Source organism: Janthinobacterium sp. BHSEK (assembly GCF_056174685.1).
The window spans coordinates 44171-67457 of sequence record NZ_JBWBYV010000018.1 but is presented as its reverse complement, the minus strand read 5'-3'; the positions used below and the strand labels follow the sequence as shown (position 1 = coordinate 67457).

General features: G+C 66.0%; 24 protein-coding genes. 17 read left to right on the top strand and 7 right to left on the bottom strand.

Annotation, left to right across the window (positions count from 1 at the left end; all coding sequences use genetic code 11):
- Positions 1-6: 6 nt before the first annotated feature.
- On the top strand, positions 7-180 hold the full coding sequence (locus AC0V2Y_RS08660; RefSeq protein WP_475417143.1) for a hypothetical protein: 174 nt from the start codon (positions 7-9) through the stop codon (positions 178-180).
- Here the strand turns inward: AC0V2Y_RS08660 and AC0V2Y_RS08655 are convergent.
- Entirely contained in the window at positions 177-980 is an 804-nt protein-coding gene (locus AC0V2Y_RS08655; protein WP_475417144.1) for a metallophosphoesterase, read from the bottom strand. The two genes, AC0V2Y_RS08660 and AC0V2Y_RS08655, sit on opposite strands and share 4 nt — an antisense overlap.
- A 46-nt stretch (positions 981-1026) precedes the next feature.
- Entirely contained in the window at positions 1027-1932 is a 906-nt protein-coding gene (locus tag AC0V2Y_RS08650; protein WP_475417145.1) for a LysR family transcriptional regulator, read from the bottom strand.
- Between the two features lie 119 nt (positions 1933-2051).
- On the opposite strand from AC0V2Y_RS08650, the gene AC0V2Y_RS08645 reads away from it, so the two are divergent.
- Together AC0V2Y_RS08645 and AC0V2Y_RS08640 are read left to right on the top strand one after the other, a co-directional pair.
- Positions 2052-2918 (top strand): pirin family protein, encoded by an 867-nt coding sequence (locus tag AC0V2Y_RS08645; protein WP_475417146.1) that lies wholly within the window; start codon positions 2052-2054, stop codon positions 2916-2918.
- Positions 2919-2983: 65 nt separating this feature from the next.
- Entirely contained in the window at positions 2984-3685 is a 702-nt protein-coding gene (locus AC0V2Y_RS08640; protein WP_475417147.1) for an isochorismatase family protein, read from the top strand.
- A 5-nt stretch (positions 3686-3690) separates the two neighbouring features.
- Here AC0V2Y_RS08640 and AC0V2Y_RS08635 read toward each other — a convergent pair whose 3' ends face one another.
- Complete coding sequence (locus AC0V2Y_RS08635; protein WP_475417148.1) at positions 3691-4452, bottom strand: substrate-binding periplasmic protein; 762 nt, start codon at positions 4450-4452, stop codon at positions 3691-3693.
- 137 nt (positions 4453-4589) lie between these two features.
- Here AC0V2Y_RS08635 and pnuC point away from each other — a divergent pair, with 137 nt between their 5' ends.
- Positions 4590-5180: a nicotinamide riboside transporter PnuC gene (gene pnuC / locus AC0V2Y_RS08630; RefSeq protein ID WP_475417149.1), complete on the top strand. Its 591-nt coding sequence runs from the start codon at positions 4590-4592 to the stop codon at positions 5178-5180.
- Positions 5181-5510: 330 nt separating this feature from the next.
- Entirely contained in the window at positions 5511-8069 is a 2559-nt protein-coding gene (locus tag AC0V2Y_RS08625) for a TonB-dependent receptor (RefSeq protein ID WP_475417150.1), read from the top strand.
- On the opposite strand, the gene AC0V2Y_RS08620 is transcribed toward AC0V2Y_RS08625, so the two are convergent.
- On the bottom strand, positions 8066-8869 hold the full coding sequence (locus tag AC0V2Y_RS08620) for a response regulator transcription factor (RefSeq protein WP_475417151.1): 804 nt from the start codon (positions 8867-8869) through the stop codon (positions 8066-8068). The genes AC0V2Y_RS08625 and AC0V2Y_RS08620 overlap by 4 nt on opposite strands.
- Positions 8870-9218: 349 nt before the next feature.
- Here AC0V2Y_RS08620 and AC0V2Y_RS08615 point away from each other — a divergent pair, with 349 nt between their 5' ends.
- The 4 genes from AC0V2Y_RS08615 (at position 9219) to AC0V2Y_RS08600 (ending at position 13919) form a co-directional block, all read left to right on the top strand.
- Entirely contained in the window at positions 9219-9749 is a 531-nt protein-coding gene (locus AC0V2Y_RS08615; RefSeq protein WP_475417152.1) for a Csu type fimbrial protein, read from the top strand.
- Positions 9750-9761: 12 nt separating this feature from the next.
- Positions 9762-10490 carry a fimbrial biogenesis chaperone gene (locus AC0V2Y_RS08610; protein WP_475417153.1) on the top strand — a complete coding sequence of 243 codons (729 nt, stop codon included), beginning with the start codon at positions 9762-9764 and terminating at the stop codon, positions 10488-10490.
- A gap of 64 nt (positions 10491-10554) precedes the next feature.
- Positions 10555-12912 (top strand): fimbria/pilus outer membrane usher protein, encoded by a 2358-nt coding sequence (locus AC0V2Y_RS08605; protein WP_475417154.1) that lies wholly within the window; start codon positions 10555-10557, stop codon positions 12910-12912.
- Positions 12912-13919 (top strand): Csu type fimbrial protein, encoded by a 1008-nt coding sequence (locus AC0V2Y_RS08600; RefSeq protein WP_475417155.1) that lies wholly within the window; start codon positions 12912-12914, stop codon positions 13917-13919. The genes AC0V2Y_RS08605 and AC0V2Y_RS08600 overlap by 1 nt, the downstream gene beginning before the upstream one ends.
- On the opposite strand, the gene AC0V2Y_RS08595 is transcribed toward AC0V2Y_RS08600, so the two are convergent.
- Entirely contained in the window at positions 13916-14152 is a 237-nt protein-coding gene (locus tag AC0V2Y_RS08595; protein ID WP_475417156.1) for a hypothetical protein, read from the bottom strand. The genes AC0V2Y_RS08600 and AC0V2Y_RS08595 overlap by 4 nt on opposite strands.
- Positions 14153-14405: 253 nt before the next feature.
- Here AC0V2Y_RS08595 and AC0V2Y_RS08590 point away from each other — a divergent pair, with 253 nt between their 5' ends.
- From AC0V2Y_RS08590 to AC0V2Y_RS08580, 3 genes are all read left to right on the top strand, one after another.
- Positions 14406-14963 (top strand): winged helix-turn-helix transcriptional regulator, encoded by a 558-nt coding sequence (locus AC0V2Y_RS08590; RefSeq protein WP_326457457.1) that lies wholly within the window; start codon positions 14406-14408, stop codon positions 14961-14963.
- Between the two features lie 172 nt (positions 14964-15135).
- On the top strand, positions 15136-15573 hold the full coding sequence (locus AC0V2Y_RS08585) for a CHRD domain-containing protein (RefSeq protein WP_475417157.1): 438 nt from the start codon (positions 15136-15138) through the stop codon (positions 15571-15573).
- 99 nt (positions 15574-15672) lie between these two features.
- Entirely contained in the window at positions 15673-16626 is a 954-nt protein-coding gene (locus AC0V2Y_RS08580; protein WP_475417158.1) for an AEC family transporter, read from the top strand.
- On the opposite strand, the gene AC0V2Y_RS08575 is transcribed toward AC0V2Y_RS08580, so the two are convergent.
- Positions 16610-17263 carry an FMN-binding negative transcriptional regulator gene (locus AC0V2Y_RS08575; protein WP_475417159.1) on the bottom strand — a complete coding sequence of 218 codons (654 nt, stop codon included), beginning with the start codon at positions 17261-17263 and terminating at the stop codon, positions 16610-16612. The two genes, AC0V2Y_RS08580 and AC0V2Y_RS08575, sit on opposite strands and share 17 nt — an antisense overlap.
- Positions 17264-17725, bottom strand: a complete 462-nt coding sequence (locus AC0V2Y_RS08570; RefSeq protein WP_475417160.1) for an OsmC family protein — start codon at positions 17723-17725, stop codon at positions 17264-17266. It abuts the gene before it with no gap.
- 112 nt (positions 17726-17837) lie between these two features.
- Here AC0V2Y_RS08570 and pdxR point away from each other — a divergent pair, with 112 nt between their 5' ends.
- The 5 genes from pdxR to epsC all read left to right on the top strand — a co-directional run bounded on the left by pdxR (position 17838) and on the right by epsC (position 23281).
- Entirely contained in the window at positions 17838-19316 is a 1479-nt protein-coding gene (gene pdxR, locus AC0V2Y_RS08565; RefSeq protein WP_475417161.1) for a MocR-like pyridoxine biosynthesis transcription factor PdxR, read from the top strand.
- Positions 19317-19354: 38 nt separating this feature from the next.
- Positions 19355-19918 (top strand): DNA-3-methyladenine glycosylase I, encoded by a 564-nt coding sequence (locus tag AC0V2Y_RS08560; protein WP_475417162.1) that lies wholly within the window; start codon positions 19355-19357, stop codon positions 19916-19918.
- The gene (mnmC1, locus tag AC0V2Y_RS08555; protein WP_475417163.1) at positions 19918-21549 is read left to right on the top strand and encodes an FAD-dependent 5-carboxymethylaminomethyl-2-thiouridine(34) oxidoreductase MnmC1; all 1632 of its coding nucleotides are present in this window, start codon (positions 19918-19920) and stop codon (positions 21547-21549) included. Before AC0V2Y_RS08560 ends, mnmC1 begins: the two co-directional genes overlap by 1 nt.
- Before the next feature lie 228 nt (positions 21550-21777).
- Positions 21778-22275: a rhodanese-like domain-containing protein gene (locus AC0V2Y_RS08550; protein ID WP_475417164.1), complete on the top strand. Its 498-nt coding sequence runs from the start codon at positions 21778-21780 to the stop codon at positions 22273-22275.
- Between the two features lie 19 nt (positions 22276-22294).
- Positions 22295-23281 carry a serine O-acetyltransferase EpsC gene (epsC, locus tag AC0V2Y_RS08545; RefSeq protein ID WP_475417165.1) on the top strand — a complete coding sequence of 329 codons (987 nt, stop codon included), beginning with the start codon at positions 22295-22297 and terminating at the stop codon, positions 23279-23281.
- Positions 23282-23287 lie beyond the last annotated feature (6 nt).

The following is a 23287-nucleotide window of genomic DNA, read 5'->3' as shown; positions in this document are numbered from 1 at the left end:
GCAACCATGAAGATCAAAGTGAAAGCCACGCCCAAGCCGCGCAATCCGCTGGCGGCGGCCGCCAGGCTGCGCGGCGGCGCCGGCGCGCACCAGTCGGAGGCCTCGCCGCGCGCGGCGCGCCGGGCCGGCAAGCACCGCCTGCAGCAATGGCTGGCGGGGCGTCTGAAGCCGGACGATTAGTTTGTGCCCAGTTCGACGATGAAGTTCGGGTTGAACTGGGGATTTTGCGGCGTGCCGCTGCGCGTCCTGTAGCCGCAGGGGTTGGCCACGACGCGGCACTGGCCGATGCGGTAGTCGCGCGAGACGTGGAGGTGGCCATGCACCCACAGGTCCGCCTGCGCGGCCAGATCGTCCAGGCGCGAAGCGTAGGCGGGCGAGCAGCCCTCGCTGCCGTACGCATCGTCGACCGAGCGCAGCGACGGCGCCATGTGGCTGATGACGACGGTCGCGCCATCGAAGGGCTGCGCCAGTTCGCGCGCCAGCCAGGCTTTTTGCTGCGCGTGGAACATGGCCGTGTCGGCCGCGCGCAGCTTGCGAAAGCCCATGTTGGCCAGGCGGATGCGCTTGTAGTCGTTCATGACGGCTTCCGCGTCGCGCATCGCCGCTTGCCGCGTGTCGTCGCCCAGCAGGCGGAAATCCGTCCACAGAGTGGCGCCCAGGAAGCGCACCCTGTTGCCTGCCGGGTCGGTGACGACATGGGTGTCGGCGTCGAGAAAATGCACGTTCGGCGTGGCGGCGCAGGCCGCGCGCAACTCCTGGCGTACCTTGTCGAGGTGGTGGCCATAGCCTTCGTGGTTGCCATGCACGTACAGCACGGGCAGGCCCGCAAACGCGGTGGCGGCCCAGGCGACGGCGCGTGAACCCGTATCGATGTCGCCGGCCAGAATCACGGCGTCGGGGCGGCTGAGCGCGAGGTCGCCCTGCGGCGCTTCGTCGCGCCATAACTCATGGTGCAGGTCCGACAGAATCAATAAACGCATGCGGTATCCAGACGATTCGGGAGTACGCCATCGTACCTGAAAACCGTCACTCCTCCCCCAGCGCGGCGAAGCTGTGCGCCAGGTAGTCGATCAGCGCACGCACGGCCGGCAGCAGGCCGCGCCGCGACGGGAAGACGGCGTGGATGATTTCGCGCTGCGGCCGCCATTGTCCCATCAGCGGCAGCAGGCTGCCGTTGGCCACCTGTTCGGTGATCATCATGGTCGGCAGCTGCACCACGCCCACGCCGGCCACGGCCGCGTCGCGCAGGGTCAGCATGTCGCCCGTGACGAAGCGCGGCACGTGGCGCAGCTGGGCGCGCGCGCCATCGGGGCCGTGCAAATCCCACTGATAGTGCTGTTGCGGCATGCCCAGGGCCAGGCTGGGCCAGTCGGCCAGGTCGGCTGGCGCGGTTGGCCTGGGGGCGTCGCCGAACAGCAGGGGGCTGCCCACCATGCACTGGCTGCGTTCGGCCAGCACGCGCAGCACCAGATCGCTGTCGGGCAGCGGCGGCGGGCGCACGCGGATGGCCACGTCGATGCCTTCGGCCACCAGGTCGACGCGGCGGTTGCTTGCTTCCAGCAGCAGGGTCACCTGCGGATGGTCGCGCATGAAGCCGGCCAGCATGGGCGCGACCAGGGAATGCAGCAGGGCGATGGGGCAGGACAGGCGCACCGTGCCGCGCGGCGCGGCCCGCGTCAGTTCGATCGCTTCCTGCGCCGCTTCCGCTTCCACCAGCATCGCCTTGCAATGCTCGTAAAACGTCTGCCCCACGTCGGTGACGGAAAAATGCCGCGTCGTGCGCTGCAGCAGGCGCGCGCCCAGGCGCTCTTCCAGCAGCGCGATGCGCCGGCTCAGTTTGGACTTCGGCATGCCCAGCGCGCGCCCGGCCGGCGCGAAGCCGCCATGGTCGACCACCTGCACAAAGTAATACAAATCGTTCAAATCCTGCATGCCGCCTCCTTTATCGTTCTATTTTTGGAACGCTGATGGCATATTTTACCGTCTACCGCCTTCATCGTTGCAAGCGTAACCTGTCTCCATCGTAATGCAAACCCGAACAGGAGATCGAGATGAACACAGTCACAGGTATCTACAGCGCACCGCGCCAGCACTGGGTCGGCGATGGTTTTCCCGTGCGCTCGATGTTTTCGTACAGCGGCCATGGCAGGCAGCTGAGCCCATTCCTGCTGCTCGACTATGCCGGCCCCGCCGAATTTGCGCCCGGCACGCGTCCGCCCGGCGTCGGTTCGCACCCGCACCGCGGCTTCGAGACGGTGACCATCGTCTACAAGGGCGAAGTGGCGCACCGCGATTCGACGGGCCAGGGCGGCGTGATCGGTCCCGGCGACGTGCAGTGGATGACGGCCGGCGCCGGCATCCTGCATGAAGAGTTTCACTCGCCTGCCTTCACGCAGTCGGGCGGCACGCTGGAAATGGTGCAGCTGTGGGTGAACCTGCCGGCGAAAAACAAGATGACGGCGCCCGGCTACCAGGCCATCACCAGCGAGACGATTCCCGCGGTGGCGCTGCCCGACGGCGCAGGTTCCGTGCGCGTGATCGCCGGCGACTTCGACGGCCGGCATGGCCCGGCCCGCACGTTCTCGCCGATGCGGGTGTGGGATGTGCGCCTGGCCCAGGGCAAGCTGACGGCGCTGCCGGTGCACGCCGGCTGGAGCACGGCGCTGATCGTTTTGCATGGCACGGTGCTGGTGAATGGCGAGAGCGTGGTGCGCGAAGCGCAGATGGCGCTGTTCGGGCGCGACGGCGACAGCATCACCGTCGAGGCGAACAGCGACGCCGTGGTGCTGCTGCTGAGCGGCGAGCCGATCGATGAGCCCATCGTCGGCCATGGTCCCTTCGTCATGAACACCGAAGCGGAAATCGCGCAGGCGTTCGAGGATTTCAACAGCGGCCGCTTCGCCCGTATCGCGACGTAGTTTGTGTCATTAATTTGTGCAGTACCCGTGCCGCATCCCGCGGCACGGCTTTTCAGGAGACCACCATGAGCACCCCCGCCAACTTCCAAGGTTTGCCACCGATGATCGATCCCGACGACGCCGTCATGCTGCTGATCGACCACCAGAGCGGCTTGTTCCAGCTGGTGCGCGACATCGAGCAGCACGTGCTGCGCGGCCACGTGACGGCGCTGGCCAAGCTGTCGCGCCTGGCCAACATGCCGACGTTCACCACCGCTTCCGTGCCGGACGGCCCGAACGGCCCCTTGATCCCGGAGATCCACCATTTCAACCCGGACGCCGTCTACATCCCGCGCACGGGCCAGATCAACGCCTGGGACAATCCGGCCTGGGTCGAAGCCATCGAAAAGACGGGCCGCAAGACCCTGCTGATCGCCGGCACGCTCACCAGCGTGTGCATGGCTTTCCCCACCATCAGCGCGCTGGCGGCCGGCTACAAGGTGTTCGCCATCATCGATGCCTCCGGCAACTGGTCGAAGATGGCCACCGACATCACCATGGCGCGCGTCGCGCAGGCCGGCGCCGTGCCGATCGACACGTATGCCGTGCTGGCTGAAGTGATGAGCACCTGGAACCGCGCCAACGCGATGGATTTCGCCGCCATCATGACGGACCACATCGTGCCGCCCTACCGCGCCCTGATCGAAAGCTATGACAAGGCGCAGGGCGTGCAAAAGAATGGCCGCGAGACGAAGCTGGAAATCCTGGAAGCGGCCAGCAAGGGCTGAGCGCCTTACGGCGCGTCGTAGCGGGCGCGTATCGCCGCCAGCACGCCGCGCTGTTCCAGGCGCGTGATGGCGGCGTTCAGGCGCGCCAGGTCGGCCGTGCTGGTGCTGTGCGCATTGAGCATCAGGTGCACGGGCGCGCGCAGGGCGAGGAAGGGCAGGGCGGTCAAGGCGACGCCCTGCAGGCGCGCTTCGTGGCGCACGGCCAGCACGTCGCCCAGCAGCAGGTCGGCGCGGCCCGCGTCGAGCATGCGCAACCCCTGCTGGAAGCTGCCGAAGGTATTCAGGCGGCCGTCTTTTTCCATTGCCGGACGGGCCGCCGCATAGTCTGCGCCATACCAGCCCACCTTGGGCGCCAGCAGGGTGGCCTTGCCGCGCGCCAGCTGGCCGAAGCTGCCGACATGGCGCTGCGCGGCGGGCGTGCCGGCCTTGCCGAAGACGCCGACGGCTTCATCGCGGTACGAGAGGGAGAAGCGCGCATAGGACTGGCGTTCCGGCGTTTCGGAGGCGGCGGGCATCAGGTCCAGTCCCCCTTTCTGGAACAGCAGCTGGCGCCGCGCCGTGGGCAGTTCCGGCACGGTCAGCAAGGTGCAGCGCGCTTCCTTGAAGATGGCGCGCAGCAATTCCAGGTCCAGCCCCGTATAGTTGCCTTGGGCGTCGCGATACAGGTATGGCGGCCATTGCTCGAGCGCCATCGTCATGCGGCAGGCCAGGGCGGGCAGGACGCTGCCGAGCAGCGTGGCCGCAAGCAGCACGTGGCGCAAGCGCATGGAACATCTCCGCAGTGGTTCTAGGGGTAGTGTTTGCCAATTTGCCAGAATGGCCACGAAAGTCAAGCAGTGCATGGCCGGTTGCGGATATCAAATGGGCTATAGTGGCGGCCTGCCTTCATTCAAAGGAAATCCGCTTGACTCCCCCGCTCGAGATCGCCGCCAATGTCTTGATGACCGCTTCCATCATCCTGGCCGGACGCAATAATATCCATTCCTGGTGGATCGGCATCGTCGGCTGCGTGCTGTTCGCCGTGCTGTTTTTCCAGGTCAACCTGTACGCCGACGTGATGCTGCAGCTGTTTTTCATCGTCACCTGCGTCATCGGCTGGCTGCAATGGCGGCGCGGCGCGGGCGGCAAGCCGTTGCCGATCACACGCACGGGCTGGCGCAGCCTGGCCTGGGTGGTACCGGCCGGCATCGCCTCCGTGGCGATCTACGGCATGCTGCTGCACCGCTTTACGAATGCCTATGCGCCCTTCATCGATTCGGCGGTGTTGGTATTTAGCATCATCGCGCAATTTCTGCTGATGAGCCGGCGCATCGAGACCTGGGCTTTCTGGCTGCTGGTCAACACCGTGGCCGTGCCCCTCTACTACAGCCGCGGCCTGCACCTGACGGCCGTGCTGTATGCGGCTTACTGGGTCAATGCCGTCATTTCCTGGTACTGGTGGGGCGTGCAGGCGCGCCGCGCGGCGGCCGCGCCGCAGGCGATGGCCGACGCTTGATATTGCCAAAGACCAAGTCCTTAGATTCAAATCGTATATACAATCAATTTTTAATTCGTTCACGCCATAAAGACGCCGGGATATAGTGGCCTTTCCCCGCTTACCGGTGTCTTTTATGTTGCGTTTTAGTCTTTCTGCCTGTTTTTATGCCGCCCGGCACCAGCTGACCATGCAATGCATGGCGCAGTGGATGCCGGTGCGTGCCCGTCCACGCATCCTGTAACTCCTTCACACCCCCGTCGTCGTTTTGCCCGCAGGCCCACCCGGCCCGCGTGCCCCTGCTCGGCCTTTTTTATCTGGAAAAGGCTGCAATCCCAATAAGAGGAAACCATGTTCAAACCACTCGCCATCAGTCTTGCCATCGCCGCCGCCTTTCCTGCCTTCGCCCATGCGGAGGAGGAAATGCTGCGCGTTAACGTCACCGGATCGAATATCCGCGTCAGCGAAAAGGAGGGCGCCAGCGCCGTGCAAGTCATCACGGCCAAGGAATTGAAAGCCGGCGGCAAGACCAGCGTGTCGGATGTGCTGCGCGCCATCTCGGCCAACAGCGGCAACAGCTACAACGAACAATACACGGGCAGTTTCTCGGCCGGCACCTCGGGCCTGTCGCTGCGCGGCATCGGCCAGAAAAATACCTTGATCCTGGTCAATGGCAAGCGCGTGGCCAGCTATGCGACGGCGCAAAACCTGCAGGAAACCTTTGTCGACCTGAACAGCCTGCCGATGGCGGCCGTGCAGCGCATCGAGGTGCTCAAGGACGGTGCCTCGTCCGTCTATGGTTCCGACGCCGTGGCCGGCGTGGTCAACATCATCCTGTACAAGGAATTCACGGGCACGGACATCACGGCGCAGTGGGGCGGCTCGACCGAAGGCACGGGCCAGCATGAAAAGAGCGCGGCGCTGCAGACGGGTTTCGGCAAGCTCGAGGAAGATGGCTACAGCCTGGTCTTCTCGGTCGATGCGCAGCAGCGCGACAAGCTGCAGCAAAGCGACGTGGCGTGGATGCGCGATGCGGACTTCCGCAACCAGCAGCGTGGCAGCCTGGGCTGGGCCATCACCAACTATGCGGGCACGGACCCGACGAAGACCTTGGGCGGCGTGCGCGGACCATTGCAGCTGGTTAATTATGGCGACATCACGCCCGGCAAGACGGGGCAAGTGCTGGCGTATAACCCGTCGCCATATAAAACCCTGATTCCCGGCATCCAGCGCGTGCACACGGCCGCGCGCGCCACCTTTAAATTGAACGCGGACACGGAAGCGTATGTCGACCTGCTGCACAGTTACTCGCGCGCCGACCAGACCTTCAGTGCGCCATTGACGGTGAACAATGCCACGCGCGTGTGGAACAACGCCACCCAGGCCCTCGACACGATTCCCGTCGTGCTGCCTGTCGGCCATCCGAACAATCCGGGCGCCACGCCCCTGCCGTTCACGGCCACCCTGTTCGACCTGGGGCCGCGCCTGAAGCAGGATAAAGTGACGTTCTACCGCGCGCTGGCGGGCGTCAAGGGCACCTTGGCGGGCTGGGACTGGGATGCGGCCGTAGGCCACTCGAGCAGCAAGCTGGAAGAAACCGTGCAGAACTTCGTCAACCGCTACGCATTCCAGGAGGTGCTGGCCGACGGCAGCTATAACTTCTTTGACCAGTCGCAAAACAGCGAAGCGGTACGCAATCGCCTGCGCCTGTCGACCCTGCGTCCGGCCGAGTCGACGCTCGACACCGTCGATTTCTCGGCCGCGAAAGACCTGTGGCAGCTGCCGGCCGGTCCGCTGGGCTTTGCCGCTGGCGCGCAATGGCGCCGCGAAAAGATGGATTCGCAAACCTCGACGGCCGTGCTGTCCGGCACCGAGCTGCGCCCGGCGATCAACATCATCAACGGCTCGCGCAGCGTGTCGGCCCTGTTTGCCGAATTTAACGTTCCGGTGGTGAAAGACCTGTCCGTCAACCTGGCGGGCCGCGCCGACCATTACAGCGATTTCGGCAATGCGTTTTCGCCGAAGGCCAGCGCCCGCTATCAGGCGGCGCCGTGGCTGCTGGTGCGCGGCACCGTGTCGCGCGGCTTCCGCGCGCCATCCTTGCCGGAAATCACGCAAAGCACGGCCGTCAGCTATGTCAGCGTGCTCGATCCGAAGGACCCCGTCACTCCCACGCAGACGCGCGGCGTGACGGCCATCACCATCGCCAACCCGGCGCTGCGTCCGGAACGCTCGAACAACCTGAACCTGGGCGTGGTGGTCTCGCCCACCAGCAGTTCGAGCATCGGCCTCGATTACTACCGCATCAGGCAAGATGGCGTGATCGGCACGGAGAGCGCCACCACCACGCTCGCCAACGAAGCGTCGGCGCCGCAAAAGATCACGCGCGACGCCGATGGCCGCATCACGACCCTTTACCGCCAGTACCGTAACCAGGGTCAGCGCGAAGTGTCCGGCATCGACCTGGACCTGCGCCAGCGCTTCGTCGGCAAGGACTGGGGCAAGCTGACCCTGGCCGGCCAGCTGAGCCGCGTGCTGCGCTTTGCCGAACCGCTGTCGGACGGCGCGCCGCTCACCGATGGCGCCGGCACCAATTATTTCGGCTCCATCCCGAAATGGCGCGGCGTCACCTCGGCCACCTGGGAACAGGGAAAATGGTCGTCCACGCTCACCTGGAACTACGTGGGCAGCTATGCGCAAAATACGCATCTCGATGAATCGGTGGCCGCCTTCAGCACGTTCGACGTGACCACCAGCTGGCAAGTCACGCCGGCGGCGAACGTCACCTTCATCGTGCAGAACCTGGCCAACAAGCGCGCGCCGTGGGATTACTCGGCCTCGGGCTTCGACTATACGCAAGCCGATCCGCGCGGCCGCTTTGCCTCGCTCAAGCTCAACTACAAGTTCTAACCGCCCGCCGCCTGCCGCTGTCCCGTCTGCTCATGCAGGCGCTGGCGGTAGGCGCTGGGCGTGATGCCCATGCGTTCGCGGAAGGCCGTGGCGAAGTTGCCCGCGTTGTGGAAGCCGATCAGCAGGGCGACATCCTGCACGTCGATGTCCGTTTGCTGCAGCAGTTCCACGCCGCGGGCGATGCGCGCTTCGCGGATGAAGGCGAAGACCGTCATGCCCGTCTGCTCGCGGAACATCAGGGTCAGCTTTTCGCGGTAGGTACCCACGCTGCGGGCGATTTCGGACAGGTTGGGCAGGCTGCCCAGATTGTCGAGGATGAGTTGTTTGACGGCATTGACGAATACCAGGTCCGGATGCTGCTGCCGGTCGCCGATCGGGGTCGCCGCCGGTAAGGTACTGTTGCTTTTACGCATCAATCCCAGGTGGATATGGATGCGTGCGGCCAGTTCTTCCGGCTGGAAGGGCTTCGAAATGTAATCGACGCCGCCCACCTGCAAGCCCATGACGCGTTCCTTGGCGGCGTCGGCGCCGCTGAGAAAGATCACGGGAATCTGTTCCGTCTCGGGATTGGCCTTGAGCAAACGGCACGCCGTGTAGCCATCCATCTCGGGCATGCGCACGTCGAGCAGGATCAGGTCGGGATGCGTGGCCAATGCCAGCTGGTAGCCCTGGTAGCCATTGAAGGCGATGCTGAAGCGGTAGGGCTGCTCGCTGAGCAGCTCCATCAGCATGCGCTGCTCGAACGCGGAGTCGTCCACGATCAAGATGTTCTTTTTGATGGTTTCGCTGGTCAATGGCATGGCATGGATGACTTAACCAAATAGCAAGTTGTGGCTTATTATGCCTCGCTTTTTCTTTTTTTTCTGCTTTTCGCGTATTTCAAAAGATGTTTCTCCGCGAGAAGAAGCGCGGATTTCCCAGATCGCCAATAATTCGCTCATGCATTGATTTTAAGCAATGTCGATTGCCAAAAAATCTGTTTTGCCAATGCCGCAAAAAATGCCGGAGTCCCCGGGTTCCTGACTCTCGGCACAAGTATTTTGTCGTCCTGGTTTGCGTGCCCGAGAAAACGCCGGCAATACCGTGACTATCCTCGACGCCCCTCATATTGGCGGGCTCATTAATGATGTTCCGTCATCAGGAGGTATCATGTTGCGAGTTATCTTCCCCCGCCTTATCGTCGCTGCCAGCGTGGCCGTTGCCGCCACGGCGCTGCTGCCGCGTAGCGCCGACGCCGCCGTGTATCTGAATGGCAGCGCCAGCACCACCTTTGACGTCACCCTGAAGATCATCGCCAATTGCACCATCGCGGCGGCCAATCTCGACTTTGGCCAAAGTCAGGGTGTACTGGCTACTGCCGTGAACGTCAATACGACCGTGAATGTCACCTGCACCAACACCACGCTGTATAACGTGGGCTTGACGGCCGGCTCGGGCACCGGCTCGACCGGCACCACGCGCTACATGAGCGGCACGGGCGGCAACCTGGGGACGGTGCAATTCAATCTGTACCAGACGGCCGGCAGCACCTTGTGGGGCGATACCCAGGGCACGAATACCGTCGGCGGCACCGGCAACGGCTCATCGCAGCCGATCACGGTGTACGGCAATATTCCGCCGCAAGCGACACCGGCGCCCGATACCTACAAGTCGACCATCACGGCCACCGTGTACTTTTAATCCAGGCGCTGCGTGAAGGCCCGTGCCGCTTCCCTGATGAAAAGCGTGCTGGCGCTGCTGGCTTGCTGTGCCGCAGGCGCGAACGGCGCCAATCTGCAGATTTCGCCGGTGACGCTCAATTTGCGCGCCGCACAGAATGCCGCGGGCATCAATCTGCAAAACCTCGGCGACCAGCCCATCTACGGGCAGGTGCGGGTGTTTGCCTGGGAACAGCGCGATGGCGAGGAAACCTTGGCGCCCACGCAGGAGCTGGTGGCCAGTCCGCCGATCGTCGAAATCGCCGCCAACAGCCGGCAGACCATCCGCCTCGTGCGCGCCCAGGCGGGCCCCGTGGCGCAGGAAAAGACGTACCGCGTGCTCATCGATGAAGTCAGCCGCGAGGATGATGCGGGCCGCAGCGGCGTCGATATCCGCCTGCGCTACTCGGTGCCCGTGTTCGTGCTGCCGGCCGGTGCGCCGGGCAAGGAAATACTCGACTGGCAAGTCTTTCGCGAGCGGGGCGAGTGGATGTTGCGTGTCAAGAACAGCGGCAATTTCCATGCGCAGATCGGGGCGATGACGTTGACGAACCAGGCGGGCAAGGAGTTTGTCATCAGCAAGGGGCTGTTTGGCTATGTTCTGGCGGCACGCATGCGCGTCTGGCGCCTGCCCGTCGCCAGGGAGGCCGAACTGGATGGACCGTTGAGTATTGCGGTCAACGTGAACGCAAAGGCGCTCGTTGCCACGAATTCGACACCTTGAAACGGGCCGCCATGGCAGGCGGGCTTGCCGCGCGTCGTGGGCATGGGCGCTACCGGGTTAAACCATGAGACGCGCACGGGCATCCTTGCTGTTGCTGTTGCTGGCCATGGCACCGGTGGCCAGGGCCGACGGAGCGGCCGCCGGGACGGGCGCCGATCCGGGACCTGCCAGCTTGCCCAGCGATCCGATGGCGCCGAATGAACTGTATCTGGAGGTAACTGTGAATGCTGAATCAACCGGGCTGATCTTGCGCTTTACCCAGGTGGGCAAAGGCTTGCGCAGCAGTGTGGCGAACTTGCAGCAGCTGGGGCTGGACCCCGCGCGCCTGGGCGCACCCGGTCAGGCCGACGTGGCGCTCGACGCGATTCCCGGACTCAGCTATGACTATGATGCGGCGCGCCAGAGCGTGTCGCTGCAGGTGGCGGACGATTTGCGCGCGCCGTACCGCATCAGCGCGCGCCCGGCGGCGCAGACGCCGCCATCGCGCGTCACGCCCGGTGCCGTCCTCAATTACGAAGCCTATGCGGAACTGGGCCGCACGCGGCGCGCCGCCATCTTCAACGACTTGCGTTATTTCAATGACAGCGGCGTGTTCAGCAATACCGGCACCGTGAACCTGGGGTCGGACCAGCGCAAGTACATGCGCTTCGACACCTTCTGGAGCCATGCCGACCCCGAAACCTTGCAAACGTGGCAGGTGGGCGACCTGATTTCCTCGTCGCTCAGCTGGAGCCGCGCCGTGCGCGTGGGCGGCGTGCAGTGGCGCAAGAATTTCCAGCTGCGCCCCGACCTGCTGACGTTTCCCGTCGCCTCCGTCGATGGCACGGCGCTCGTGCCTTCGTCGCTGAGCCTGTACGTCAATGGCGTGCAGCAATATGCGGCCAGCGTGCCCAGCGGTCCATTCGTGCTGAACCAGGTGGCCGGCATCAATGGCGCGGGGCAAGCCACCCTCATCACGCGCGATGCCCTGGGGCGCAGCGTGACGACCGTGCTGCCCCTGTATGTCGATACGCGCATGCTGGCCGGCGGCTTGAGCGATTACTCGGTCGAGGCGGGCGCCGTGCGGCGCGACTATGGCCGCCGCCTGTTCGGCTACGCGCGGCAACTGGTTGCCAGCGCGTCCGGCCGCCATGGCGTCAGCGACAGCTTCACCATCGAAGGCCATGCGGAACTGGCTGCCGGCCTGTACCAGGCGGGGGCGGGCGCGCTGGTGCGGCTGGGCCAGGCGGGCGTGCTCAGCGGCTCGCTGTCGGCCAGCGCCGGCCGCAGCCGTGGTGTGCAGCTGGGCGCCGGGTATCAATATGTGGGGCCGCGCTTCAGCGTCGATGTGCAAAGCGTGCGCGCCAGCGCCGGGTTTGGCGACCTCGCCTCGCGCGACGGCAGCCCTGTCGTGCGCGCGGCGGACCGCGTCACCGTGAGCCTGCCTTTGCCGGCGGGAAGCAGCATCAGCAGCAGTTATATCGGCTACCGCACCCCCGGCGCGCCGCCATCGAAGCTGGCCACCTTGGGCTATTCGGCGACCCTGTTCCACGGCCTGTTCCTGAACGCCAGCCTGTTCCAGGATTTGCGGCAACGCGAGAAGCGGGGCTTTTATGTCGGCCTGAGCATGGCCTTCGACAACAATCTGGCCATCAGCACGAGCGGCAGCCGGCAAAACGGCGAAAGCGGCCGCAGCGTCAGCGCGCAGCGCGCGGCGGACTTTGGCGGCGGCTTCGGCTGGAACTTGCAGGCTGGCACGGTGGGCCGTAATGCCTACCGGCAGGCGCAAGTGGAATACCTGGGCAATGACGGCCGCGTGAATGCGCGCACGCAAAGCAGCAGCATGGGCAATGCCTCCTCGCTGGGCGCGGCCGGCGCGCTGGTGCTGATGGATGGGCATATCGAGGCGGCGCGCCAGGTGGGCAACGGTTTTGCGCTGGTCTCCACTGGCGGCGTGGGCAATATTCCTGTGCTGCATGAAAACCGCCAGATCGGCGTGACGGGGGGGAGCGGCTATCTGCTGGTGCCGAATTTGAATCCCTATGGCAATAACCAGATCAGCATCGCCACGGAGGACCTCGACGTCGATGCGCGCGTGCCCGTGACTAATATCAATGTCGTGCCGCAACACCTGGCCGGCGTGCTGGCGGCCTTTCCCGTCGAACGCTACAGCGCCGCCACCATCATCGTGCAAGGCGCCGATGGCAAGCCGCTGGCCACGGGCTTGCCCGTGCTGCATCTGCAAAGCGGCAAGCAGACGGTGGTGGGATTTGACGGCATGGTGTTCGTCGACGATCTGCGCGAGCAGAATCAGCTGCAAGTCGGCGAGGGCGACAGTACGTGCACGGTGCGGTTTGTCTATGTGCGCCCGGCGGCGGGCGGCTTGCCCGTGATCGGGCCGCTGCGTTGCGCAGCCGCCGCCAGCGCCGGGGCGGGCCGCTGATGCGCCGCCTGCTGCTATGGCTGACCCTGCTGCTGGGCTGCGCCTGGGGCAGCGTGGCGCAGGCGGCCGACACCTGCACGGTCAGCATGACGAATATCGATTTCGGCGCCGTCAGCCCGATTTCCGGCACCGATTACGTGGCGCAGGCCACGGGCACCTTCAGCTGCCTGTTTTCATCGCTGAACCTGGGACAGTTGCTCACGCCCAACGCGCAAGTGTGCATCTCGCTGGGGCTGGGCACGAATTCCACCTCGGCCCTGCCGCGCAAGCTGGGCAACGGCACCAATCGCATGGAGTACAACGTGTACGTGGACAATTCGTATGCCACGGCGAAGATCTGGGGCGGCGCCGGCGTGGCGGGCGCGCCGTCGACCTTCGGCATGATCCTGTCGGCCGGCTTGCTGGCCCCGCCCGGTACGTATTCCACCACCTTTACCGTGTACGCCAAGATCCCCGCCGGCACGGCCCTGGCCGCCGTGCCGACGGTGGCCAACGCGAATACCGTATATACGTCGAGCTTTGCCGGCGTGGGCACGTACACCTACACGACCTATGGCCTGATCAACCTGCAGGGTTGCTCGGCCAGCAGCGGCAGCTTCGGTTTCACGGTGAATGCCACGGCCGTCAACGACTGCACCATCGCGGCCAGTCCGATGGCGTTCGCGAACGCTTCCATCCTGACGGGCAACTTGCGCAGCACCAGTACCTTGTCCGTGCGCTGCGTGAACAACAATGCGTACCAGATTGCCCTGAACGGCGGCAGCGTGGCGGCCAATGTGGCGAACCGGCAAATGAAAAACATTGTAACGACGGACAAGGTCAGCTACCTGCTGTCCGCCACGCTCGATGGCCCGCTGTGGGGCGATGGCACGGCAGGCACCAGCATGGTGACGGGTACGGGCACGGGCGCCAGCGTGCCGCTGACGATTTACGGCCGCGTGCCGGCGCAGGTGTCGCCGCGTCCCGGCGACTACAAGGACACGGTGACGGCAACGATTTATTTCTAGAACGTGACGGTGACGAGGCCGGCGCCCGACGGCGTTGTCTGCTGGAGCAGCAGATAGGGCGTGTTGTGCTGGCAGCGCACCTCGGTGCCGCCGCGCTGCGAGACGACCGTGCACGCTTCGTGGACGACGAAGGTGGCCTGGAGCGTGGCGGAAGAGACGGTACCGGCGGTGGTGGTCTGGCACAGGGACAGGGCGAACAGGGCAGGCAGTACGGCAAGCTTCAAAGGGGTCATCGTGAACGCAGTGAGTGAAAAACGGGCGTGGGCAGCAGCGCTGGAAGGCGTGGCTGACACCGTTTTTCGCACCGGGATTGGGAGAGCAGAACCAGCCATGATTGTACTTGAAACAGGAAAGTGTGAGTTTTTGCGTATTTTCACGCCGCTGCCGGGGTGCGCAGGTCGCTTGCAAAGTGATAGTAACTAAGTTTCCGTGTTGCAACTGAAAGACTTTTCGATTGTTGTGTTGAATCAATGTGAGGAGATGGTCATGAAACATACCAACTTTAATAATTTGCCTTGCCCGATCGCTCGCAGCCTGGGCAAGGTGGGCGAATGGTGGAGCATCCTCATCCTGCGCGAAGCGTTTTATGGCAAGACGCGTTTCGACGAATTTGAAAAAAGCCTCAAGATCGCGCCCACCATCCTGACGCGCCGCCTCGCCGACCTGGTGGAAGGGGGCTTGATGACGCGCCGCCTGTATTGCGCCAAGCCGCCCCGCTACGACTATGTGCTGACCAAGTCCGGGCGCGCCTTCAAGCCCGTCCTGCTGGCGTTTATCGCCTGGGGCAACGAGAACTTCGCGCCCGAAGGCGCCAGCCTCGTCATCGCCAGCCGCGACACGGGCCTGGCCGCCGATCCGGTGCTGGTCGATGCCACGACGGGCTTGCCCATCAATGACGAGTATTACGCGTTCGCGCCCGGGCCTGCCGCCAGCGACAGCATGCGCAGCATCATCCTCGATGCGGAAAAAAGCAGCGGCATCGCGCCCAAGCCCAAGGCCGCGCCCGCCAACCGGGGCTGGGTGGCGGAAGGGCATCTGGCCTGAGGGCGCGACGGCAGGCGCGCAGCAAGTTTGGCACAAAGCAAAGCGGGCACGGCGGTTTGGCCTTATTGTCACGCTACAGCAAGTTTTTTTGCGTGACACCAGTGCGGCGCAGGCCCGGTTGTGCGGGGCAGGACGCCATCCGTGACCCGATGTCCGTTGAAGGAGTACTGCCATGACCACCTTGCCACAACACGTACGCCGCGCCGCCAGCGTGCTGGCGCTGGCCGCCCTGCTGGGCGCCTGTTCCCATGGCCCGCATCACCCGGGCGGCCATGACGTCACCCTGACGGGCGCGCAGGAAGTGCCTGCCAATACCAGCATGGCCAGCGGCAGCAGCAATATCCGCGTCGGCCACGACCGCAGCGTCAGCGGCGTCGTGCGCTACACGGGCATGGTGGCCACCGTCGCGCATATCCATGAGGCGCCCGCTGGCGCCAACGGCCCCGTCATCGTGCCCCTGATGCAGACCAGCGCCGGCATGTTTGCCGTGCCGGACGGCACCATGCTCACGCCGCCCCAGTATGCGAGCTACCAGGCCGGCAACCTGTACGTGAACGTGCACAGCGCCGCCTATCCGGCCGGCGAGATCCGCGCGCAGCTCAAGCCCTAGCCTGCCGCCGGCGTTTTCTCCGAAACCTCCTTGGGCCGCGCGAGCGGCCTTTTTTTGCGCCAGGCGACCGGCCAGTGCGGCGCGCTACAATGGCGCTGCATGCTGACCATCCTCGCCATCACCTTTCCCTTCTTCGCCCTGGTGCTGTGCGGCTACCTGGCCGTGCGGCGCACGCTGCTGCCGCTGGCCGCCATCGGCGGCTTGAACAGTTTTGTCCTGTACTTCGCGCTGCCGTGCATGCTGTACCGCTTCGGCGCCGCCACGCCCATCGCGCAGCTGCTCGACGCCAGCGTCTTCGGCGTCTACCTGCTGTGCGCCCTGATCATGGTGGGCGTCACCACCGCCATGACCCTGAGCCACCGCATCGACTGGAACAATGCGGCCTTCGGCGCGCTGGTGGCGGCCTTCCCGAACACGGGCTTCATGGGTGTGCCGCTGCTATTGACCCTGCTCGGCCCCCGTTCCTCGGGGCCCGTCATCGTCACCATCATCGTCGACATGCTCATCACCAGTTCGCTGTGCATCGCCCTGTCGCGCATCGGCAGCGGCGGCGCGCATGGCAGCCGCGGCGCCGTCGTCAACGCCATGAAGGGCATGGCGGGCAACCCGATGCCGTGGGCGATCGTGCTCGGCGCCCTGTCGTCATGGCTGGAGCTGGCCTTGCCCAAGCCATTGATGCAGACGGTGGGCTTGCTGGCCGACGCCGCCTCGCCGGTCGCTCTGTTTACCATCGGTGCCGTGCTGGCCCGTTCGCAGATGAGCACGAGCGACCCGGCGCCGTTGGGAGAGTATGTGCCCGTGGCGCTGAAAAAACTGCTGCTGCATCCGCTGCTGGTGTGGGGCATCGGCCACGCGGCCATCGCGCTCGGCGCGCCGCTCGATCCGTTCGCGCTGACCTGCATGGTGCTGGTGGCGTGCCTGCCCAGCGCCAGCAACGTCTCGCTGCTGTCGGAGCGCTTCGGCGCGAACACGGCGCGCATCGCCCGCATCATTTTAGTGTCGACGGCGCTGTCGTTCCTGACGTTTTCGGCGGCCGTCAGCTGGCTGACGTGACGTTGGCGGCGATCAGCGCGCCCAGCGCCTGCGCCGCGCCGGGTTGATGGCCCAGCGCCAGGCCATGCGCCATGCTGGCCTGGTCCTGCATGCTGCGGTTCTGGCCCAGCTTCCATTTTCCCGTGATGCGGGTGAGGGGAATCTCGATGCCGACGATGGCTTTCAATAGCTTGTCGATGTAGCCGGCCGGCGCATCGCCCACCTTCCACGGCGCGGCTTGATCCGCCTCATGGCGCGCCGTCAGCCGCTCCACCAGTCCCAGCAGCCATGCCGCGTCGTCGATGGCGCGCAGGGGGCCATGCGCGTGCACCACCGCATAGTTAAAGGTCGGCACCTCCTTGCCGCTGCGCTGCTTTTCCGCATACCAGGCGGGCGTGATGTAGGCGTGCGGCCCCTGGAAGATCACCAGTGCGTCGTCGCTCCCGCCGGCCGCGCGCCACAGCGGGTTGGCGCGCGCCACGTGGGCGCGCAGGATGCCGAACGGGGCCTCGGGCGTGGGCGCGGCGATCTCGAACGGCAGGTGGTCGGCGCACAAGCCAGCGTCGCCATGGCGCACCAGCGCGCCAAGGGGATGGGCCTGGATCAGGCCATGCAGCACCTCGAGGCGCTCTTCGCGGAAGCTGGCGGGCGTGTACATTTAATAGGCTCCTTGCACGACGACGTCGGCCGTCAGCGAATTGGCGATGTAGCAGCGTTCGTGCGCATCGTGGTGCAGGGCGGCCAAGGCATCTGGCGTGGGCGGCGTTCCCGCGAAGGCGATGCGCGGACGCAGCACGATGCGCGTCATGGCCAGGCGGCCTTGTGCATTCTTGCCCAGTTCGCCGACGGCGGCGTCGCGGTAATCGTCGATGACGTAGCCGCGCTGCGCCGCCAGCGACAGGAAGAACAGCATGTGGCAGCTCGACGTGGCGGCCACCAGCGCCTCTTCCGGGTCGATATTTGCCGCCACGGACATCGGCAGCGGCACGGACAGGGGCGACGACGAGGCGGGCACCGTCAGGCCGCCGTCGAACTGCCATTCATGGCCGCGGCTGTAGCGCTGGCCGGCGAAATCCTGGCCGTCGCGCTGCCAGGCCACGGTGGCGAAAAACTGATGCATGGGGGCTCCGCAAGAGTAGAAGGGAATGCGCCATCTTAGCGTCAGCCTTGGCTATTTAAAATAGCCAATAAGTGCTATCTTGAAACTACCAATTCAAGAGCCCCACCCCACCATGCCAGCTTCCCACCTGAACCCGATAATCGCCACCTTGCCGCTGCAGCGCGGCGCCGTCGAACCGCTGTTCCGCCAGCTGTATGCGGCCATCAAGGCGGCCATTCTCGACGGCCGCATGCATCCCGGCATGCAGCTGCCGCCCACGCGCGATTTTTGCCGCCTGCTGGCCGTGTCGCGCCAGACGGTGCTCAATGCGTATGCGCTGCTGACGGCCGAAGGCTATCTCGATGGCGCCGTCGGGCGCGGCACCTTTGTCAGCCGCGAGGTGCCGCTGCCTGTGCCGCCGGCCGCTACGCCCGGCCTGCTGCGGCCCCTGTCGGCGCGCGGGCAGGGCGTGGTGGCGGCCATGCGCCAGGTGGCGTTCCACCGGGGGCCGCTGCGCGCTTTCCGCGTCGGCATGCCGCGCATCGACCATTTTCCATTTGACGTGTGGAACCGCCTGGAAGCGCGCCGCTGGCGCCGCCCCGACCACCAGTTCGGCTACAGCGACCCGGCCGGCTACCTGCCGCTGCGCGAACTGCTGTGCGTGTACCTGAAGGCCTCGCGCGGCGTCCAGTGCACGCCGCAGCAGATCGTCATCACGTCCGGTTCGCAGCAGGCGCTGTTCATGCTGTCGACTATTTTGCTGGCGCCCGGCGATGCCGCCTGGATGGAGTCGCCCGGCTACCGGGGCGCCAGCGGCCCCCTGCGCGCGGCCGGTGCGCGCGTGTTTCCCGTCCCCGTCGATGCGCAGGGGCTGGACGTGGCCTACGGCGTGGCGCACTGCCCGCAGGCGAAGCTGGCCTATGTGACGCCATCGCACCAGATGCCGCTGGGCGTGAGCATGAGCTTGCCACGCCGCCTGGCCCTGCTGGCCTGGGCCGCGCACAATAAAGCCTGGCTGGTGGAAGACGATTACGACAGCGAATACCGCTACTCGGGCGCGCCGCTGGCGTCGCTGCAAAGCCTGGACCGGGCCGGCTGCGTGGTGTACGTGGGCACCCTGTCGAAAGTGCTGTTCCCCGGCCTGCGCCTCGGTTACATGGTGGCGCCGCCCGCGCTGGCCGAGGCGCTGGTGCAGGCCAAGGCCGTGATGGACCGCCACACGGCCATCGTGCCCCAGATGGCGCTGGCCGACTTCATCGCCGAGGGCCATTTCGGCCGGCATATCCGCCGCACGCGCGACAGCAATGCCGAACGGCGCGACCTGCTGGTGCGCGGCCTGGCGCGCGAACTGGGCGACCAGCTCGCCTGCGGCCCGGCCGACAGCGGCCTGGAACTGTGCGCGTATTTTCGCGGCGGCCACGATGAAGAAACGGTGGCGCGCGCGGGCCTGGCGCGGGGTATCGAACTGCGCCCGCTGGGCCACTATGCCGACCCGGCGGCGGGCCCCGAGTGCGCCACGCCGCGCGGGCTGCTGCTGGGCTTTGCGGCCATTCCCCCGGCCGAGATGGCGCACGGTCTGCTTGAATTGGGGCGCATCCTGCGCGGCCGATAATCTATACTGGGACTTGCCTGCACATGAAGACGACGACCATGACCATTACCCGCTGCTCCTGGGCCAATCCGGCCAATCCCCGCTACCTTGCGTATCACGACACGGAGTGGGGCGTGCCCTGCCACGACGAGCGCCGGCTGTTCGAGATGCTGAACCTGGAAGGGGCGCAGGCGGGCCTGAGCTGGGAAACCATCCTCAACAAGCGCGACACCTACCGCGCCGCTTTCGATGACTGGGATGCGGAAAAGATCGCCGCGTATGGCCCTGACAAGGTGGCGCAGCTGCTGGCGGACCCCGGCATCGTGCGCAACCGCCTGAAGGTGGCGGCCGCCATCACGAATGCGCAAGCCTATTTGCGCCTGCGCGCGGAGGGCCAGACCCTGGACAGCTTTTTGTGGGCATACGTCGATGGCCAGCCCATCGTCAACAGCTGGCAGCCGGGCGAGTTTCCCGCCAAGACGGCCCTGTCCGACACACTGTCGAAAGACTTGCTCAAGCGGGGCTTCAAGTTCGTCGGCTCGACCATCATCTACGCCTACATGCAGGGCATCGGCATGGTCAACGACCATGCGCCCGCCTGTTTTTGCCGCGCGGGGCGCTGATGCGCCGCGCGCTGGTCCTGCTCGACACGGATTTTGACGGCGCCCGCCTGCGCGCCGCCTGCGCCGCGCATGGCGGTCGCCGCCTGCACTACATCGCGCTGGCGCCGCGTCCCGTCGACGCCAGCCACTTGCCCGAGGAGTGGCGCACGCAATGGCCGCCCTGCGTGCCTGGCCTGCACCGCATGGTCGCGCGCGACGGCCTCGTCACACTCGACGTGCTGATCGGCGAGCCCGATGCCTGCCTGGCGCAATTGTCGGCGCGCGTCGATGAAGTGCACCTGGCCTGGGTGCCGGCGGCCACGCCGGTGCTGGCGCGCCTGATGGCCGATGGCGCCCGCCTGCAAGCCGTGCACTTGGAGGAAGCGCAGCGCGCGGCCCTGCAACAGCATGGTTTTGTATTTGACGAGAGCCGTTTGCGCGCCGTGTTCTATGCGCGCCGCAGTGACAGCGTGGCCACCGTGGCGCCCGAGCGGCGCGCCATCGTCATCGGCGCGGGCGTGGCCGGCGCGGCCGCCTGCGAGCGGCTGGCCGCGCGCGGCTGGAAGGTGACCTTGATCGAACGCCACGCGCAGCCGGCCAGCGAAGCGTCGGGCAACCTGGCCGGCATCTTCATGCCGCTGATGTCGAAGGACGACAATATCGCCACGCGCCTGGTGCGCGCCGCCTACCTGTACTCGCTGCGCTACTGGCAAGATCTGGGCGGCATCGGCACCGCCATCGAAGGTGCGCAATGCAGTGTGCTGCAGCTGGCGCGCGATGCGGAACACGCGTACGTGCAGCGGCAGATCGCCGCCAGCGGCCTGTATCCGCGTGAATTCGCCCGCTGGCTGGAAGCGCCCGAGGCGAGCGCCATGCTGGGCGCGCCGGCGCCCGATGGCGCCTGGTGGTTCGAGCAGGGCGGCTGGGCGCGCCCGTCTTCCGTGTGCGCGGCCATGCTGGACGCCTGCGGCGCCTTGCTTACGCGGTGCTTTTCCAGCAGCGCCCTGCGCCTGGAACGTGGCGACGGCGAATGGCTGGTGCGCGATGCGGACGGTACCCTGATCGCGGCGGCACCCACCGTCATCCTGGCGGCCGGCACGGGCGCCGTAGCCTTTGAACAGGCGGCCGGACTGCCGCTCGATGCCGTGCGCGGCCAGGTCACGCACCTGGCCGCAGGCAGCTTGCCCTCGTTGCCGTTCGTCGTCTGCCGCGAAGCCTACATGACGCCGGCGCACCAGGGCGTCGTCTGCGTGGGCGCCAGCTACGACGCGGACGCGGACGCCAAGCTGCGCCCATCGAGCCAGCAGGAAAATATCGCGAAGATCGCCGACATCCTGGACGTCGCCCCGTTCGACGCGCCGCTGGCCGGGCGCACGGGCTTTCGCTGCGTGGCGCCGGACCGCTTGCCGCTGGCCGGCGCCTTGCCCGACCCCGGCATACCGGGCCGTTGCGAGCGCCTGCGCGACGTGCCGCGCTGGCCCGGCCTGTTTGGTCTGCTCGGTTACGCCTCGCGCGGCCTGATCTGGGCACCGCTGGCGGCCGAGCTGCTGGCGTGTCAGCTGGAGGGGGAGCCGTTGCCGCTGGAACGTCAGTTGGCAGAGGCGCTTGATCCAGCCCGTTTTTTACTTCGCGAACGCCGCCGCGCTGGTTGAGCGTTGGCGCAGAGCAGGCGAGGGCTGGGGGCAGACCCCCAACACAGCTGACGCAAAGCCTGGCGCCAACGCGCGTGAGGGTCTGAGCCCCTATGCGGACGCTCCGCGCGTAGTCCCCATATCTGTTTTTCAGCTTTCTAAACTCTTTTTAATTTGTTTTCCGAACAACATAAGTTCGCTACAGTGGACTCGTGCTGGTTTTTGACGACGGAATAAAGAGGTGGAACGATGGCTGCTGCAGAACTGATTTTCGATCCCCGCGCCGCGCACGGCGAGGCGGCGTTTGACGAAGTACTGAATAACGCGCGCGCCCAGGCGCAGGCGCAGGGCTTGCCGTATGCGGGCATCGTCAGCGCGCAGGATGCGTGGCAGCTGGTGCAGGCCGGCAAAGCCGTGCTGGTCGACGTGCGCACCAACGAAGAACGTACTTTCGTCGGCTACGTGCCCGCCTCGCTGCATGTGGCGTGGGCGACCGGCACGGCCATGAACCGCAACCCCCGCTTTACCCGCGAGCTGGAAGCGAAGGCGGGCGGCAAGGATGCCGTCGTGGTGCTGCTGTGCCGCAGCGGCAAGCGCTCGGCCGCAGCCGCCGAAGCGGCGGCCAAGGCGGGTTTCAAGCACGTCTTCAATATTGCGCAAGGCTTCGAAGGCGACCTCGACGCGCAGCAGCAGCGCGGCCACAGCGGCGGCTGGCGCTGGCATGCGCTGCCTTGGCAGCAAGATTAAACCTCTTCCCGGGACCACCATGAACCAGCAAGCCATTCCCCCGGCCTCCCTTGCCGCGCAGCCGCAATGGGAACTGCGCCAGATCGTCGATGAATTGCGCGCCGTGCGCGCGCAGTGGCGCGAGGGGCTGGCCAGCAGCCAGGAGTGCGGCGCGCGCGAATTCCCGTCGCGCCAGCATCTGCGCGACATCGTTGGCGCCCTGTGCGCGGCCCTGTTCCCGATGCGCCTGGGTCCCCTCGACCTGCAGCAGGAGAGCGAGGATTTTTTTGTCGGCCACACGCTCGACACGACCTTGACGGGCCTGCACGAACAGGTGCGGCGCGAACTCAGTTACCACGCGCGTCAGCACGGCTTGCAGCAGACGGTCTCCATCGAACAGCAGGCGCTGGCCATCGTGCAACGCTTCGCCCGCGCGCTGCCGCGCATCCGCGCCCGGCTCGACACGGACGTGGCGGCCGCCTTCCAGGGCGACCCGGCCGCGCACAGCGTCGATGAAGTGCTGCTGTGCTATCCGGGCATCCTGGCCATCATCCATTACCGCCTGGCGCACACCTTGTATGCGCTCGGCGCGCCGCTGGTGGCGCGCATCATCGCCGAAGTGGCCCATTCGCAGACGGGCATCGACATCCACCCGGGCGCCGTCATCGGCAGCAGCTTTTTCATCGACCATGGCACGGGCGTGGTGATCGGCGAGACGGCCATCATCGGCGACCGGGTGCGCATCTACCAGGCCGTCACCCTGGGCGCCAAGCGCTTTCCCGCCGGCGCCGACGGCGTGCTGAAAAAGGGACTGGCGCGCCATCCCATCGTGCAGGACGACGTGGTCATCTATGCGGGCGCGACGATTCTGGGACGGGTGACCATCGGCCAGGGCTCCGTCATCGGCGGCAATGTCTGGCTGACCCGCAGCGTGGCGCCCGGCAGCCATGTCACGCAAGCGCATAACCAGCAGGAGGCGCCGGAATCGCCGGCGCCATCCCACCCCGCCTTTGCCCACCACCCATGAGGACAG

Bases quoted from the DNA above. Each gene is read 5' to 3' on its own strand.
- AC0V2Y_RS08635 (WP_475417148.1), bottom strand. From the start codon at position 4,452: ATGCGCTTGCGCCACGTGCTGCTTGCGGCCACGCTGCTCGGCAGCGTC.
- AC0V2Y_RS08600 (WP_475417155.1), top strand. From the start codon at position 12,912: ATGCGCCGCCTGCTGCTATGGCTGACCCTGCTGCTGGGCTGCGCCTGG.
- AC0V2Y_RS08645 (WP_475417146.1), top strand. From the start codon at position 2,052: ATGAACACAGTCACAGGTATCTACAGCGCACCGCGCCAGCACTGGGTC.
- epsC (WP_475417165.1), top strand. From the start codon at position 22,295: ATGAACCAGCAAGCCATTCCCCCGGCCTCCCTTGCCGCGCAGCCGCAA.
- AC0V2Y_RS08550 (WP_475417164.1), top strand. From the start codon at position 21,778: ATGGCTGCTGCAGAACTGATTTTCGATCCCCGCGCCGCGCACGGCGAG.
- AC0V2Y_RS08615 (WP_475417152.1), top strand. From the start codon at position 9,219: ATGTTGCGAGTTATCTTCCCCCGCCTTATCGTCGCTGCCAGCGTGGCC.
- AC0V2Y_RS08590 (WP_326457457.1), top strand. From the start codon at position 14,406: ATGAAACATACCAACTTTAATAATTTGCCTTGCCCGATCGCTCGCAGC.
- AC0V2Y_RS08570 (WP_475417160.1), bottom strand. From the start codon at position 17,725: ATGCATCAGTTTTTCGCCACCGTGGCCTGGCAGCGCGACGGCCAGGAT.
- AC0V2Y_RS08625 (WP_475417150.1), top strand. From the start codon at position 5,511: ATGTTCAAACCACTCGCCATCAGTCTTGCCATCGCCGCCGCCTTTCCT.
- AC0V2Y_RS08620 (WP_475417151.1), bottom strand. From the start codon at position 8,869: ATGCCATTGACCAGCGAAACCATCAAAAAGAACATCTTGATCGTGGAC.
- AC0V2Y_RS08575 (WP_475417159.1), bottom strand. From the start codon at position 17,263: ATGTACACGCCCGCCAGCTTCCGCGAAGAGCGCCTCGAGGTGCTGCAT.
- mnmC1 (WP_475417163.1), top strand. From the start codon at position 19,918: ATGCGCCGCGCGCTGGTCCTGCTCGACACGGATTTTGACGGCGCCCGC.
- AC0V2Y_RS08560 (WP_475417162.1), top strand. From the start codon at position 19,355: ATGACCATTACCCGCTGCTCCTGGGCCAATCCGGCCAATCCCCGCTAC.
- AC0V2Y_RS08640 (WP_475417147.1), top strand. From the start codon at position 2,984: ATGAGCACCCCCGCCAACTTCCAAGGTTTGCCACCGATGATCGATCCC.
- AC0V2Y_RS08650 (WP_475417145.1), bottom strand. From the start codon at position 1,932: ATGCAGGATTTGAACGATTTGTATTACTTTGTGCAGGTGGTCGACCAT.
- AC0V2Y_RS08660 (WP_475417143.1), top strand. From the start codon at position 7: ATGAAGATCAAAGTGAAAGCCACGCCCAAGCCGCGCAATCCGCTGGCG.
- AC0V2Y_RS08585 (WP_475417157.1), top strand. From the start codon at position 15,136: ATGACCACCTTGCCACAACACGTACGCCGCGCCGCCAGCGTGCTGGCG.
- AC0V2Y_RS08580 (WP_475417158.1), top strand. From the start codon at position 15,673: ATGCTGACCATCCTCGCCATCACCTTTCCCTTCTTCGCCCTGGTGCTG.
- pdxR (WP_475417161.1), top strand. From the start codon at position 17,838: ATGCCAGCTTCCCACCTGAACCCGATAATCGCCACCTTGCCGCTGCAG.
- AC0V2Y_RS08655 (WP_475417144.1), bottom strand. From the start codon at position 980: ATGCGTTTATTGATTCTGTCGGACCTGCACCATGAGTTATGGCGCGAC.
- AC0V2Y_RS08605 (WP_475417154.1), top strand. From the start codon at position 10,555: ATGAGACGCGCACGGGCATCCTTGCTGTTGCTGTTGCTGGCCATGGCA.
- AC0V2Y_RS08595 (WP_475417156.1), bottom strand. From the start codon at position 14,152: ATGACCCCTTTGAAGCTTGCCGTACTGCCTGCCCTGTTCGCCCTGTCC.